The sequence below is a fragment of the Allobranchiibius sp. GilTou38 genome (assembly GCF_017565325.1).
In the GTDB taxonomy this organism is placed as follows: domain Bacteria; phylum Actinomycetota; class Actinomycetes; order Actinomycetales; family Dermatophilaceae; genus Allobranchiibius; species Allobranchiibius huperziae.
In genome coordinates, this window is the sequence record NZ_JAGEKN010000010.1 from 25,849 (window position 1) to 39,769 (window position 13,921).

Here is a 13,921-nt window from a genome sequence, read left to right on the forward strand (position 1 = left end):
GGGGCACCACCTGCAGGCAGTGTGCGAGCTTCCACCGATATGAACGCGCTCGTCGAGTCGATTAATCCAGCCGGCCCGTCGGGTCGAGGCCCGAGGCCAGCAGTCGCAGCACCGCCACCGTGCACGCCTCCCGCACGGAGTCACGGTTGCCCGACAGGTCCAGCTGCCGCACCCGCACCCCTTCCGGACCGGCCACCGCCACGAACGCGCGCCCGACGGGCTGCCCGTCCTGCTCGGTCGGACCCGCCACCCCCGTCGTCCCGAGACCGTACGTCGACCCCAGCACCCGGCGTACCCCGGTCGCCATCTGCTCGGCGACCTCGGCCTGCACCGCGCCACCGGCGGCCAGCAGGTCCGCGTCCACGCCCAGCACGCTGTGCTTGAGATCGGTGGCGTAGGCCACCACGCCCCCGCGCACGACGGCGCTGGCCCCGGGGACCTGCACCAGCCGGGCCACCACGAGGCCACCGGTGAGCGACTCGGCCACCCCGACCGTGGCACCCGCGGAGCGCAGGGCAGCGACCACGTCGGCCGGATCGAGAACGGACATCGAGCTTCAGCGCACCGGCCGGGCCCGCAGCCGCAGCGCGCGGAATACGTAGTCGACGCCGGTCACGACCGTGATGACCAGCGCGACGAGCAGCACGCACCAGGCCGCGACGTGCACGATTCCGCCGAGCGGCAACACGAACAACCCGATCCCGAGCGCCTGCAGGGCGGTCTTCGCCTTGCCGCCGCGGCTCGCGGGGAGCACGCCGTGCCGCAGGACCCACAGCCGCAGCACCGTCACCCCGAACTCGCGAATGAGGATGAGCACGGTGATCCACCACGGGACCTCGTGGATCAGTGACAGCCCGACGAGCGCCATCCCCATCAGCGCCTTGTCGGCGATCGGGTCCACGATCTTGCCGAAGTCGGTCACCAGACCCCGCGATCGGGCGAGGTCCCCGTCGATGCGGTCGGTCACGGACGCGACGAAGAACACCCCCAGCGCGCCCCAGCGGTACGCCGTGTCATGGCCCCCGTGGGTCAGCAGGAGCCACCCGAAGAGCGGCACCAGCAGAATGCGCAGGACGGTCAGGGCGTTGGCGATGTTCCAGTTGCTCACCCCGGTGCTCGGGGCGGTCGCCGGATCCGGCACGAGGGGCGGGGGCACCAGGCGGTGCTCTCCGCTCACAGCGGGCTCGCGATCCAGTCGATCCCGAGGGTGTCCTCGACGCGGGCCGTCACGATGTCGCCGACGGCCGGGCGGACCCGGTCGCCGTAGGTCAGGATCGTCTCGCCGTCGACGTCGGGTCCCTGCTGGCCGGCGCGCCCGCGGACCTCCCACTCACCGGAGTCCTCGTCCAACTCCGAGGCCTCCACGAGCACCTCGACCTCCTCGCCGATGCGCTCGGCGGCGCGCTGCTCGTTGATCTCGGTCGCCAGGGTGCGGATGTGCTCCACCCGCGCGTCGATCTCGTCGGCGGGCAGCTTCCCGGCGTACGACTCGGCCTCGGTGCCGTCCTCGTCGGAGTAGCCGAACACACCGACCACGTCGAGCCGGGCGTTCAGCAGGAACTCCTCCAGCTCGGCGACGTCGTCCTCCGTCTCGCCCGGGAAGCCGACGATGACGTTGGAGCGGATGCCGGCGTACGGCGACCGCGCGCGCACCTGCTCCAGCAGTCCCAGGAACGACTCGCGGTCGCCGAACCGGCGCATCGTGCGCAGCAGCGGACCGCTCGCGTGCTGGAAGGAGATGTCGAAGTACGGCGCCACGCCCGGGGTGGAGGTCATCACGTCGAGCAGGTCGGGGCGGATCTCGGCCGGCTGCAGATAGGACACCCGCACCCGCGAGATCCCCTCCACGGCAACCAGTTCCGGCAGCATCGTGTCGAGCAGTCGCAGGTCGCCGAGGTCCTTGCCGTACGACGTGGAGTTCTCGCTGACCAGGAAGATCTCGCGCGCGTCGTGCTGGCCGAGCCAGCGCGCCTCGTCGAGGACGTCGGAAGGGCGGCGTGAGACGAAAGCACCACGGAACATCGGGATCGCGCAGAAAGCGCACCGACGGTCGCACCCGCTGGCGATCTTCAACGGCGCCCACGGCCGTCCGTCCAGCCGGGCGCGGATGATCCGCGGCGATCCGGCAGGCGACTCGATGGTGACGTCCTGCGGGGGCCCGGCGATCTCGCCCGCGCTCAGCGGGGTGCCACCGGTGTGGCTGCCGTGTCCAGGCTGAGCCACTCCCTGCCCCTGGCGTGCGACCGGCGACAGCGGCAGCAGCTTTCGGCGGTCGCCCGGCGTGTGCGATTCCGGACGCTCACCGTCGAGGATCGCGGTCAGCGACGCCGACATGTCCTCATAGGAGTCGAAGCCGAGCACGGCGTCGGCCTCGGGCAGCTCCTCTGCCAACTTCTTGCCGTAGCGCTGGGCGAGGCATCCGACGGCCACGACGGCCTTCGTACGCCCGTGCTGTTTGAGGTCGTTGGCCTCGAGAAGCGCGTCGATCGAGTCCTTCTTGGCCTGCTCGACGAATCCGCAGGTGTTGACGACGGCGACGTCGGCATCGGCGGCGTCGTCGACCAGGGACCACCCTCCGGCGGCCAGTCGGCCGGCCAACTCCTCCGAATCCACCTCATTGCGCGCGCACCCGAGTGTGACGAGCGCAACGCTGCGCGAAGGGGAGGACATGACCCCCAGGGTAGTTGGCATCGCGGCCCCTTCCCGCCGGACGGCCCGCGGGGTGATGGGATGGTCCGATGCCCCGCGACCTCACCGACCTCCTGCACGAGCATCCCCTCATCGACGGTCACAACGACCTGCCGTGGGCCGCGCGCGACCTGACGGGTTACGACTTCGACCGGCTCGACCTGGCTGCCGGCACCGTCGGGCGCACCCACACCGACCTGCCGCGGTTGGCCGCGGGCCTGGTCGGCGGGCAGTTCTGGTCGGTCTGGGTGCCGGCGACGCTCGCCGGTGATGCCGCGGTGACGGCGACCCTCGAACAGATCGACGGCGTCCACCAGATGATCGGCCGGTACGCCGACCGGCTGGGTCTCGCGCGCACCGCCGACGAGGCGCGGCGCGTCTTCGCCTCCGGCCGGATCGCGTCCTTCCTCGGCGCGGAGGGCGGTCACAGCATCGGCTGCTCGCTCGGCGCGCTGCGCATGCTGCATGTGCTCGGGGTGCGCTACATGACGCTGACGCACAACGAGAACGTGCCGTGGGCCGACTCTGCCACCGACACCCCCGTGCTGAAGGGCCTCAGCCCATTCGGCGTCGAGGTGGTGCGGGAGATGAACCGGATCGGCATGCTGGTCGACCTGTCCCACGTGAGCGCCGACACCATGCGCGACGCGCTGGCCGAGTCGGTGGCGCCGGTGATCTTCTCCCACTCCAGCGCCCGCGCCGTGTGCGACAGCCCCCGCAACGCGCCCGACGACGTGCTGGAGATCCTCCGGGACGAGAACGGCGTCATCATGGCGACCTTCGTGCCGGACTTCGTCTCGCAGGAGTGCGCTGACTGGCGCGCGGACGCCCGCGAGGCGGCGCGTACCGAGGGCATCGACCCCAACGATCACGAGGCCTTCGAGGCGTTCGGAGCCCGGTATTCCGTCGCGCACCCGAAGCCGAAGGCCACCATCGAGCACGTCCTCGCGCACTTCGAGCACCTTCGCGAGGTCGTCGGCGTCGACCACATCGGCGTCGGCGGCGACTACGACGGGGTGCGGGAGCTGCCCGAGGGGCTGCAGGACGTCAGCTGCTACCCGCGGTTGTTCGGTGCCCTCCGCGATCGCGGGTGGTCCGACGCGGACCTCGTCAAGGTCGCGGGCGCCAACGTGCTGCGGGTGCTCGGTGATGCCGAGGACGTGGCTCGTGAGCTGCAGACCACGCGCGGACCCAGCCTCGCGACGTACGCCGACCTCGACGGCTGATCGGCGCGCCTTCGGGCCGCGCCGCGCTCTTCGGTGCCCCTCAGACCTCGAGGCGGTCGGGACGACGCAGCACGTGCCCGAGGGCGGCGATCACACCGACGACCCACCCGACCCGGATGCCCCAGTCGGCGCCACTGCTCACCGCCAGGGTGAACAGCCGGCCCAACGGCCCGTGGTGGGAGATGGCGAGGTACTCGACCCCGAGCGCCACCGCCCCGGCCACCACGGTCGCTCCCCATCCGGCGAGCAGGACGGTCAGAAAGCCGCGACGCCCGGGGGTCGACGCGAGTGCCGCCCACAGCAGCAGGAGCAGGACCACACCGGCGACCGCGAACGCCAGGACGAAGTGCCCCGTCCCGGCGTTCAGGTTGATGTCCGACGCGGCCCGCAGGCCCGAGGACGGCCAGGGCGCCAGGCCCCCGATCAGCAGATTGGTCCGGGGATAGATCGACATCGAGTGCCGGTGGTCGGCGACGTAGCTGGCGACCAGCGAGACGGCCAGCCCGATCAGGGTGGCGATGAGCGCGACGAGGAACGCCGATCCGGCGCCCGCTCGACGACGCACGACCGGTATGCCGCGCTGATTCTGGCCGGGCTGCGTCCAGGGCGCCGCACTACCTGGGGCGCCGCCTTCCGGGTGCTCGCGTCGCTGGGTCGCCGACTGCCACTGCGGATCCTGCCGGGGCGTCTCGCGCTGCGGATCTCCCGCAGCGCCGTAGGGCCCGCGCTCGCCACTCGCGGCGTCGTGAGGACGGGCCGCGCGGCCGGGCTCGACACCTGGCTCGCCAGCCGGCCCACGGCCGGGCTGTCCGTAGGGATTGGTCGGATCGGGTCCGTCACCCCGGGGTCGGTCGTCACTCATGCGCGCACCCTTCGCTCACGGTTCCTTGCGGAACCTGGTCAAGGTCATCCCTAGCAGTCGAGCGACCACCAGGCCTAGATAGTTGACTCCGGCAAGTTGCTCCAACATCGCCACGGACCGGGCGTGGTCGCCGACGGGGTAGATGTCGGAGAGCCCCGTCCCGGTCATCGTGGTGAAGGACAGGAAGACCAGCTCGATCCAGGTCAGCGGCCCGTGGTGCGTCGTGCCGGTCGTGAACTGGCCGGACCACACGGTCTGCACCAGCCCGTAGAGATAGGCGAACGCCCACGCCACCACGGTGAAGCACGCGCCGGTCGCGTAGATCTCGTCGGCGCCGACCTCGTTGTCGCCGAACATGTAACGGATCAGCGCGTACGCCGTGTAGAGGTAGAAGATCGCGTGCGTCACGTCGAGCCCCACCGTGACCCAGTACGCGTCGTGCAGCGGCACGTCCAGCACGCTGAAGATCAGCGCCGGCACTCCGATCGTGGCCGAGATCCAGGTGAGGGCCGGCGTCATCCGCACGGCAGCCACCGCCGTGACCAGCACGAGCAGCTGCACCACGGAGTACGCCGTGCGGCCGGGCGTGCTGTCGCCGGTGAACGGATAGATCAGCAGGCCGCCGAGCTGGATGATCAGCAGCACGGCGTTGGGGTAGGTGCCGAGGATGCCCCGCAGGCCGGTACGCCGCCGCGGGGCCGCGACGGTCATGTCCGGCCGTTCTCCGTCAGTGACCAGGCGTCCTCGCCGGGGTCGTCGTCATCGTCGGCCACGCCGAGCGGTGTCTGCGCAGCACCGTCGAACGGCGCCCCGACATCGTCGCCGCGCAACAGGGACAGGGTGGCCGGCAGGTCGTCGCCCTTGACCAGGACGTCGCGAGCCTTGGAACCCTCCGAGGGGCCGACGATCCCGCGCGACTCCATCAGGTCCATCAGCCGGCCGGCCTTGGCGAAGCCGACCCGCAGCTTGCGCTGCAGCATCGAGGTCGATCCGAACTGGGTCGTGACGACCAGCTCGGTCGCCTGCAGCAGCAGGTCGAGGTCGTCGCCGATGTCCTCGTCGACCTCCTTCTTCGCCGCCACCACCGTGACGTCGTCGCGGTAGTGCGGTTTGAGCTGGCCCTTGACGTGCTGGACGACCTCGGTGATCTCTGTCTCGGTGACCCAGGCGCCCTGCACGCGCATCGTCTTGGACGCGCCCATCGGCAGGAAGAGCGCGTCACCCTGGCCGATCAGCTTCTCGGCACCGGGCTGATCGAGGACGACGCGTGAGTCGGCCAGCGACGAGGTCGCGAACGCCATCCGGGAGGGCACGTTGGCCTTGATCAGACCGGTGACCACATCGACCGACGGGCGCTGGGTCGCCAGCACCAGGTGGATGCCGGCGGCGCGCGCCAGCTGGGTGATGCGGACGATCGACTCCTCGACGTCGCGCGGCGCGACCATCATCAGGTCGGCCAACTCGTCCACGATCACCAGCAGGTACGGGTAGGGGTGGATGACGCGCTCGGACCCCGGCGGCGGGGTCACCTTGCCGGAGCGGACGGCCTTGTTGAAGTCGTCGATGTGCTTGTAGCCGAAGGCGGCCAGGTCGTCGTAGCGCGTGTCCATCTCGCGCACGACCCACTGCAGCGCCTCGGCGGCCTTCTTGGGGTTGGTGATGATCGGGGTGATCAGGTGCGGAATACCTTCGTACCCGGTCAGTTCCACCCGCTTGGGGTCGACCAGGACCATCCGGACCTCGTCCGGGGTGGACCGCATCAGGATCGAGGTGATCATCGAGTTCACGAAGCTGGACTTGCCGGCGCCGGTCGCACCGGCGACCAGCAGGTGCGGCATCTTGGCGAGGTTGGCGATGACGTAGCCGCCCTCGACGTCCTTGCCGACACCCATCACCATCGGGTGCTCGTTGGAGCGCGCCGCCTGGCTGCGCAGGACGTCGCCGAGGCTGACCTTCTCGCGGTCGGCGTTCGGGATCTCGATGCCGATCGCGGACTTGCCCGGGATCGGGGACAGGATGCGCACGTCGGCCGACGCCACGGCATAGGCGATGTTCTTCGACAGCGCGGTGACCCGCTCCACCTTGGTGCCGTGTCCGAGCTCGACCTCATATCGCGTGACGGTCGGGCCGCGGCTGAACCCGCTGACCTGGGCGTTGATGTCGAACTGCTCGAAGACCTGGGTCAGCGACTCCACGACCCGGTCGTTGGCGGCCGAGCGGGTCTTGTGCGGCGTCCCCGGTGCGAGCAGGTCGCTGTTCGGAAGGGTGTAGGTGACGTCGCCGGCCAGCGCGAGCTGTTCGACGCGCTGCGGCAGCGGGCGGGTGGGCGGTGCCTGCAGCTCCTCTTTCACCCGCATCGGAGCCGGCGTCCTCGTGCCGGGCAGAGCGACCGCGTCCGGCGTCGGCGCGGGGGTGGGCACTGCGGTGGCCGGTGCGTCGAGCAGTTCCTCGCCGACCACCTCGTCGCCCTCCGGGACCTTCTGACCCGGGCGCAGGCGGCGGCCGTTCTTGGTCGTCCGTGCCACGATGGCGGCCTGCTCGAACGGTTCGTCACCGTCGCGGCGGGCGTCCTCCTCGGCGGCACGCCGCGCGCTGCGACTCGACCGGCGCTTGCGGCCCGGTCCGTCGATCTCGTCGCCGTGCAGGTCGTGCTCGACGGCGTCGACCGGGCCGTCGTCCTCATCGGTCGCGCGCTCGCCGAACAACCGGTCCTGCAGATGGCCCAGCCGCCCCGGGATCTGCTGCACCGGCGTGCCGGTGAGGACCAGGACGGCGAAGAACCCCACGAGCAGCAGGATCGGCACGGTCCCCCAGGTGTGCACCGCGGCGACGAGCGGACTGGAGGCCAGGAACCCGATCATGCCGCCGGCTCCGCTCACTCCCCCGCGGTAGGTCGGAGAGGGCGTGCCGTGCGCGACGCTCGCCAGGCCGCAGGCCGAGACGGCGAGGATCCCGAGTCCGGTGATCACCCGGTTGGTGCCCTGGTAACCGCGTGGCGAACGCAGCATGTGCACACCGAGCAGCAGGAGCACCAGCGGAAGTGCGAGGCCGACCAGGCCGAAGGTGCCGGCCACGACGGCGTGGACGACGTCGCCGGCAGCGCCCTGCAGTCCCCACCATTCACGCGCGGCGACCACGATGGCCATGGCGATCAGGGCGAATCCGATGCCGTCGCGGCGCAGCTCCGGCTCGACGTCGTGGGTGGTGTGCCCGACCCTGCGCGCCGCTCCCCCGGCGACGTGGGCCACGCCCATCCAGGTGCCGCGGACAGCGCGCAACGGCAGCGGGAGACCGCCGTCCCTGGCACCCTTGGTCGGGCGCGCGGCGGGCGTCTTGCGTGGTGCCGGAGGGCGCCGGGACGCCGGACGCTTGCCACCGGACGCGCGCTGGCGCGACGTGGTGCTGCTCGGGGCTTGACGGGTCGGCACGGGCACAGGCTAGCCGTCAGTCACACCTGTCACAGGCGCCCCACGCGGAGAACCGCCCGGAATCCTCAGCCCCCGTCGCTGCGCGGACGGCCGCGCCGAGGCAGGGGACGGGCCGTCCTGGGCAGCCGGCCACGCTTGCGCAACGCCTCCCGGATCAGCATCTCCACCTCGGCGTTGACGCTGCGCAGCTCATCCTGGGCGAGCCTGGTCAACGCCTCGTGGACCGCCGGATCCAGACGAAGCAGCAACGACCGGCGCGCGGGCGGACGCTGCGCGCCGAGGTGGCCGGGGTCGCCGGAATCGGCGGCGTCGGCGTCTTCGCTCGGCGGATCGGAGTCGCTCATCGACCGATCCGTCAGTGGTAGAGGCTGCCGGCGTTGACCACCGGTGTGGCGCGCTGGTCACCGCACAGCACGACCAGCAGGTTGGACACCATCGCCGCCTTGCGCTCCTCGTCGAGGTCGACGATGTTCTCGCCCTCCAACCGGGTGATGGCCATCTCCACGATGCTCACCGCACCCTCGACGATGCGTTCACGGGCGGCGATGATCGCGGCGGCCTGCTGCCGCTGCAGCATCGCCTGGGCGATCTCCTGGGCATAGGCGAGATGGCTGATCCGGACCTCGAGCACCTCGCACCCGGCGACCGCGATACGCGCCGCGACCTCGTGGGCGAGCTGCTCGGACACCTCGTCGGTGGAGCCGCGCAGCGACGTGCCCGTGCCGCTGGGGTTGTCGTACGGATGCGTCGTCGCGACGTGCCGCAGGGCCGACTCGGACTGCACCCGGACGAAGTCGCCGTACGACTCGACCGAGAACGTGGCCTTGGCCGTGTCGGCAACCTGCCACACGACGATGGCGGCGATCTCGACCGGGTTGCCGTCTGCGTCGTTGACCTTGAGGGCGTTGGTCTCGAAGTTGCGCACCCGCACGGAGATGTTGCGGCGGGTGGTGAGGGGCAGCACCCAGGTCAGGCCCGCGTGCCGCGCCGTCCCGATGTAGCGGCCGAAGAACTGCACCACCCTGGTCTGACCCGGCTGGATCACGACCAGCGGGGTGGCGACCAGCGCGGTCAGTACCGCCAGGACCACGCCGACCGCCGGCAGCCCCGCGACGAAGCTCCGGACGGCCACCGCCGCCAGGACGAGCGCGACCGCCAGCGCGAGGAAGCCGTTGACCGACCAGGCACGTCGCTCGGCGACGTCGACCCGCCGCCCCTCGTGGCCCACCGGTCGCGTCGACGGCGGTTGCACGGTCGGATCGGCACTGTCCGACGCGGGATCCTCGGGCCGCAGTTGCTGTGACATGACGTCCTCCTCGGTTTAAGTGATATCACTTTAATAGCACTTAAACCAGGCGGGCGGAAGCCCTTCGCGCAGGTGAGAGGACCGCAGCGCATCCTCCGCGGTGCGACCGGTCCACGATGCGGATCGCGACATGACGACCGGACACCGCATCCGTTAGCCTCGTCGCAGGTCAAGAGTCTCAGCGTCAAGCCTCGGCTAGCTGAGCGGCAACCCTCCTCCGCGGTGGGGTGCTCCGAGTGACGACCCGGCCACGCCGCATCCGCCGCGTGGCAAGCGCGGACCGACGTATCGGCATGCTGCCGGCGACCGCTGGTCCCACGGCGAGAGGCTGCCCGTGACCGTCCAGGCAACACATACCCAGCACGACACCGCGACCCCTTCCAGCACCGAGAGCGGCACGGCCGTACCCCGCGAGCCCCGCGCCGCACTACGCGTCGTCCGCGACCTTCCGCCCCACCGCCTGCCCCAGGTGCAGGCCCACCTGCCGCTCACCGTGGCGCACGAACTCGGGGTGCCCACCGTGCACCGAACTGTCGTGGACGCCGCGAACTTCGACCACGGGGCGACCACCCCCGCGCTGGTCAGCGTGCGCGATGCCGTCGATGCCGCACTGCCGACGTACGGCTCGGTGCACCGGGGCGCCGGCCTGCCGAGCCGGGTGACCACCGGCTGGTTCGAGCAGGCGCGGGCGACCGTGGGCGAGTTCGTCGGAGCGCGCCCCGACGACGAGGTCGTCTTCACCCGCAACACCACCGACGCCCTGGCCCTGCTGGCGCACTGCGTGCCCCGCGGCACCCAGGTCTTCGCCTGGGAGTCGGCCCACCACGCCGCACTGCTGCCCTGGGGGCGGTGCAACTGCACCCGCCTCGCGGTCCCGAACAGCGCCTCCGACGCCGCGCAGCTGTTGCGCTCGGCGCTCGCCGCGAGCGACGCGCGCGGCAAGCTGGTCGTCATCACCGGCGCGTGCAACGTCACCGGCGAGGTGTGGCCGGTGCGCCAACTCATCGCCACCGCCAGGGAGTACGGCGCGCGCACGGTCATCGACGCCGCGCAGCTGGCCCCGCACCGCGAGATCGACCTCGCCGACCTCGGCGCCGACTGGGTCGCGTTCTCCGGTCACAAGCTCTACGCGCCGTACGGCGCCGGGGTCCTCGTCGGCCGACGCGACTGGCTGGACCTCGCATCGCCCTACCTGCCCGGAGGCGGCGCCACGGCGCGCGTGCGTCATCAGCGCGTCACGTGGCATTCCGGCGCGGCCCGTCACGAGGGTGGCACGCCCAACGCCGTGGGTGCCATCGCGCTCGCCGCTGCGTGCGCGACGCTGCGCCGGCACCACGAGGAGATCGAGCGCCACGAGGCCGCCCTCGCCGATCAGTTGCGGACCGGGCTGCGCTCCATCCCGGGAGTCCGCCTGGTCAGCGTGCTCGGCGAGGACCGGCCCAACGTGGGTGTGGTGACCTTCACGGTCGACGGGTACGACCCGGCGCTGGTGTCGTTGGTGCTCTCCGACGAGTACGGCATCTCGGTGCGCGACGGTCGCTTCTGCGCCCACCTCTTGTGCGACAGCATCCTGGGCGACGGCTCCACCGCGGTGCGGGCGAGCATCGGCCTCGCGACCCGCGCCCACCACGTGGGCCGCCTCGTCGACGGCGTACGCCGCCTGGTCGAGGCGGGACCCACGCTGGACTACACCTACGACGAGTCCACGGGCTGGACCGCAGCCGACGACCCGCGCGACCTGTCGGTCCCCTGCCCCTGGTGACGGGCCGCGGACCCTCCCCGGCGTCCTAGCGCAGTCGGACGCGTGCCCAGACGGCCCGGTGGTCGGTATCGGCGACCGTGACCCTCCCGGACGCCACGACGTCGAAATCGCGCACGAGGATGTGGTCCAGTGCGATGAACGGCGGGAACGACCGCCCGTTCGGCCACGTGCGGACCCAGCCGCTGCCGGTGGCCCGTTGAGCGTCGGTCATCCCTGCGATGGCCCGGCGGAAGGCGGGCATCGCGGTCGAGGCGTTGAAGTCGCCTGCGATCACCAACGGCATGTCCGTCGGCTGACGGGCGCGCCAGCCACGCACCTCGTCGAGACCGGCGCGCCATCGGGTCGTGAGATTCGGCAGCGGGGCGTAGGTGTGCACGCCCCTCAGGAGGTAGGCGCCCTCCGGGGTCTGCACGCGCGCCACCGGCATGCCCGCACCGTCGTACGGCACGAAGGAGCTCTCCTCGGTGAGCGGATGGGCGCTGGCGATCACGGTTCCGCGGAAGTCGGTGCGCGTCCGACCCACCCGGTGCGGCAGGAGGTTGCGCAGACCCGCAGCATCGAGACGTTCGAGCGCATCCGGTGTGACCTCCTCCAGCACCAGCGTGTCGACGTGGTGGGCCCGGACCGCGGCCATGATGGGGGCCGCCGACGCCTGGCCGAACTCCATGTTCGAGGTCATGATCACCTCGTCGCCGGGCCGGCTGTGCACTGTGTGGGGCACCAGGGTCGGGACCGCGAGCGCCACAGGGACCGCGGCGATGAGCAGCAGACCCACCAAGGCGATGAGCATGGGCCGCGTCGGCCCGACCACGGCGGTCACGCCGACGCCGGCGACGAACGCGGCTATCGCGAGGGTGCCGAAGAGCGGGAAGATCGACTGCACGATCGGGGCGACCCCGTCGGCGTCGATCCAGCGGGCCGCCATGCCGCACGCTGCGATCAGCGCCATCAGGCAGAGCACGACGAGGGCAGCGTACTTCAAGAACATTCCTTCATCTTGACCTTATGAAGCTATGATCTTCATATGCAGGACATGAAGCCCGGCGAGCACGCAGACCCGTGCGCCACCCTGATCGGCGACATCGTGGACTCCCGGGGCGCCCCTGACCGCCATGCGTTGCACACCCGCCTCGTCTCCACCTTGCGCCGCACCGACCACCTGGTGGCCGCGACCACCGCACTGCGGATCACGGTAGGTGATGAATTCCAGGCCAGCTACGAAACCCTGGGCAATGCGCTGGAGGCGGCCTTCCGGATCAGGCTGGGCCTGATGCCCGAGACGCTGGTGCGATTCGGGCTGAGCTGGGGAGGTGCCACCGTGCTGGACGCCCGCGCCGGCACCCAGGACGGACCGGCGTGGTGGGCCGCCCGCAAGGCGATCGAAGCGGCGCAGGCGGCCGAACGACGACCGGCGACGCACGCCGTACGCACCGTCTACACCCCCGCGCAGGACGACGGCCCCAGCGCGGGAGCGGTCAACGCCGCCCTGGTGTGTCAGGACCAACTGCTTTCATCGCTGGATGAACGAGCCATGCGCATCCTGCAACGCCTCGTGGCGGGCGAGTCCCGCACGGAGATCGCACGCGCCGAGGACGTCTCCCCGTCGGCGATCTCCCAGCGCATCCGCGCCGCGGGCCTGGAAGTCATCGTGAACGCCGCCCGCGACCTCGCCTCCGTCCGATGAGCATCCTCGGCGCACTACTGCTCGCCGTCGGCGTCGGCGACCTGGTGCGGGTCCGGTCCGTCGTGGCGTCGTACGCGGTGGGGCCGCTCGTTCTCCTCGTGGCCGCCCTGGTGGCCGACCTGCACGACGCCGCCGACATCGTGCTGCTGGTCTTCGCTGCCGCGGTCGCCGCCGCGTGGCGCTGGCTGGCCGGTCGCGCCGCGCGCAGCAGACACGGCGAGACGCTGGCGCTGTGCCTGCTCGGAGCGGGCGTCCTGGTCGTGATGATCGCCGCGGGCAGCGCGAGTCACGCCGACGGCGCGCTCGGCCACTGGATGCGGCACAGTGCGTTCGCCACGCTGCACGAGCTGTCGCCCGACCGCTTCCTGCTGGTGCTCGGCCTCGGCGCGGTGCAGCTGGCCACCGGCAACGAGCTGGTGCGCCTGGTGCTGACCGCGATCGGCGCGGTGAAGCCGGAGGGCCAGCCGCAGCCCTCCGACGAGCTGCGCGGCGGTCGGCTGCTCGGTCCGATGGAGCGCCTGTTCATCCTCGGGCTCGGCATGGCCGGGCAGATCACCGCGGCCGGGCTCGTGATCGCCGCGAAGGGCCTCATCCGCTTCCCCGAGCTGCAGGCCCGTCGATCGGCGCGCCAGGAGATCTCCGGCCTCGGCATCGATGCCGTCACCGAGTACTTCCTGGTCGGCAGCTTCGTCAGCTGGCTGGTCGCGCTCGGCGCCCTCGGCATCGTCGGCCTGCGCTGAGGACGGGCGTGACATCGGTCACCCGGTTCCAAGGCCCCGCTCAGCACACCGCGGTCGGGCAGGTGCGACGGGGATCCGGTGGATGTCCGTCTCACCCGCACCAGGGCATGACCACAGGGTCACAGCGTCGACGCGTGACCGCGGGCGGACTGCGCAGGCGCCCAGTGCCGGTCCGTTGCAAGCAGATTGCACCCATCCGGCACGAGCTCGGCCGCCGCTGCCACC

Annotated in this window: 13 protein-coding genes and 1 riboswitch; of the genes, 4 read left to right on the plus strand and 9 right to left on the minus strand. The window is 71.3% G+C overall.

From position 1 onward, the window contains the following. Positions 1 to 61 precede the first annotated feature (61 nt). Genes JOB34_RS14330 through rimO form a run of 3 tightly spaced genes read right to left on the minus strand, consistent with a single transcriptional unit; the run spans position 62 to position 2,670 of the window. Positions 62 to 550, minus strand: a complete 489-nt coding sequence (locus JOB34_RS14330; RefSeq protein ID WP_208053327.1) for a CinA family protein — start codon at positions 548 to 550, stop codon at positions 62 to 64. A 6-nt stretch (positions 551 to 556) separates the two neighbouring features. Then, positions 557 to 1,156 carry a CDP-diacylglycerol--glycerol-3-phosphate 3-phosphatidyltransferase gene (pgsA, locus tag JOB34_RS14335; protein ID WP_347813877.1) on the minus strand — a complete coding sequence of 200 codons (600 nt, stop codon included), beginning with the start codon at positions 1,154 to 1,156 and terminating at the stop codon, positions 557 to 559. A gap of 17 nt (positions 1,157 to 1,173) precedes the next feature. Beyond that, the gene (rimO, locus tag JOB34_RS14340) at positions 1,174 to 2,670 is read right to left on the minus strand and encodes a 30S ribosomal protein S12 methylthiotransferase RimO (protein WP_208053328.1); all 1,497 of its coding nucleotides are present in this window, start codon (positions 2,668 to 2,670) and stop codon (positions 1,174 to 1,176) included. Positions 2,671 to 2,738: 68 nt separating this feature from the next. Between rimO and JOB34_RS14345 the strand changes: the two genes are divergently transcribed. Next, complete coding sequence (locus JOB34_RS14345) at positions 2,739 to 3,914, plus strand: dipeptidase (protein ID WP_208053329.1); 1,176 nt, start codon at positions 2,739 to 2,741, stop codon at positions 3,912 to 3,914. A 40-nt stretch (positions 3,915 to 3,954) separates the two neighbouring features. Here JOB34_RS14345 and JOB34_RS14350 read toward each other — a convergent pair whose 3' ends face one another. The 5 genes from JOB34_RS14350 to JOB34_RS14370 form a co-directional block, all read right to left on the minus strand. Beyond that, positions 3,955 to 4,776 carry a hypothetical protein gene (locus JOB34_RS14350; RefSeq protein WP_208053330.1) on the minus strand — a complete coding sequence of 274 codons (822 nt, stop codon included), beginning with the start codon at positions 4,774 to 4,776 and terminating at the stop codon, positions 3,955 to 3,957. Positions 4,777 to 4,791: 15 nt separating this feature from the next. Next, on the minus strand, positions 4,792 to 5,487 hold the full coding sequence (locus JOB34_RS14355) for an ion channel (protein WP_208053331.1): 696 nt from the start codon (positions 5,485 to 5,487) through the stop codon (positions 4,792 to 4,794). Continuing rightward, positions 5,484 to 8,030 (minus strand): DNA translocase FtsK, encoded by a 2,547-nt coding sequence (locus tag JOB34_RS14360; RefSeq protein ID WP_208053389.1) that lies wholly within the window; start codon positions 8,028 to 8,030, stop codon positions 5,484 to 5,486. Before JOB34_RS14360 ends, JOB34_RS14355 begins: the two co-directional genes overlap by 4 nt. A 239-nt stretch (positions 8,031 to 8,269) precedes the next feature. Continuing rightward, positions 8,270 to 8,548 (minus strand): hypothetical protein, encoded by a 279-nt coding sequence (locus JOB34_RS14365; protein ID WP_243758159.1) that lies wholly within the window; start codon positions 8,546 to 8,548, stop codon positions 8,270 to 8,272. A gap of 11 nt (positions 8,549 to 8,559) precedes the next feature. Continuing rightward, entirely contained in the window at positions 8,560 to 9,510 is a 951-nt protein-coding gene (locus JOB34_RS14370) for an SPFH domain-containing protein (protein WP_208053332.1), read from the minus strand. A 167-nt stretch (positions 9,511 to 9,677) separates the two neighbouring features. Next, positions 9,678 to 9,792, plus strand: a riboswitch (SAM riboswitch). Between the two features lie 52 nt (positions 9,793 to 9,844). Between JOB34_RS14370 and JOB34_RS14375 the strand changes: the two genes are divergently transcribed. Next, positions 9,845 to 11,272 (plus strand): aminotransferase class V-fold PLP-dependent enzyme, encoded by a 1,428-nt coding sequence (locus JOB34_RS14375; RefSeq protein ID WP_347813878.1) that lies wholly within the window; start codon positions 9,845 to 9,847, stop codon positions 11,270 to 11,272. Between the two features lie 25 nt (positions 11,273 to 11,297). Here the strand turns inward: JOB34_RS14375 and JOB34_RS14380 are convergent, their stop codons facing one another. Further along, positions 11,298 to 12,254: an endonuclease/exonuclease/phosphatase family protein gene (locus JOB34_RS14380; RefSeq protein ID WP_208053333.1), complete on the minus strand. Its 957-nt coding sequence runs from the start codon at positions 12,252 to 12,254 to the stop codon at positions 11,298 to 11,300. A gap of 42 nt (positions 12,255 to 12,296) precedes the next feature. On the opposite strand from JOB34_RS14380, the gene JOB34_RS14385 reads away from it, so the two are divergent. Beyond that, the gene (locus JOB34_RS14385) at positions 12,297 to 12,956 is read left to right on the plus strand and encodes a SatD family protein (protein ID WP_208053334.1); all 660 of its coding nucleotides are present in this window, start codon (positions 12,297 to 12,299) and stop codon (positions 12,954 to 12,956) included. After that, on the plus strand, positions 12,953 to 13,696 hold the full coding sequence (locus JOB34_RS14390; RefSeq protein WP_208053335.1) for a hypothetical protein: 744 nt from the start codon (positions 12,953 to 12,955) through the stop codon (positions 13,694 to 13,696). The genes JOB34_RS14385 and JOB34_RS14390 overlap by 4 nt, the downstream gene beginning before the upstream one ends. The last annotated feature ends 225 nt before the right edge of the window (positions 13,697 to 13,921 follow it).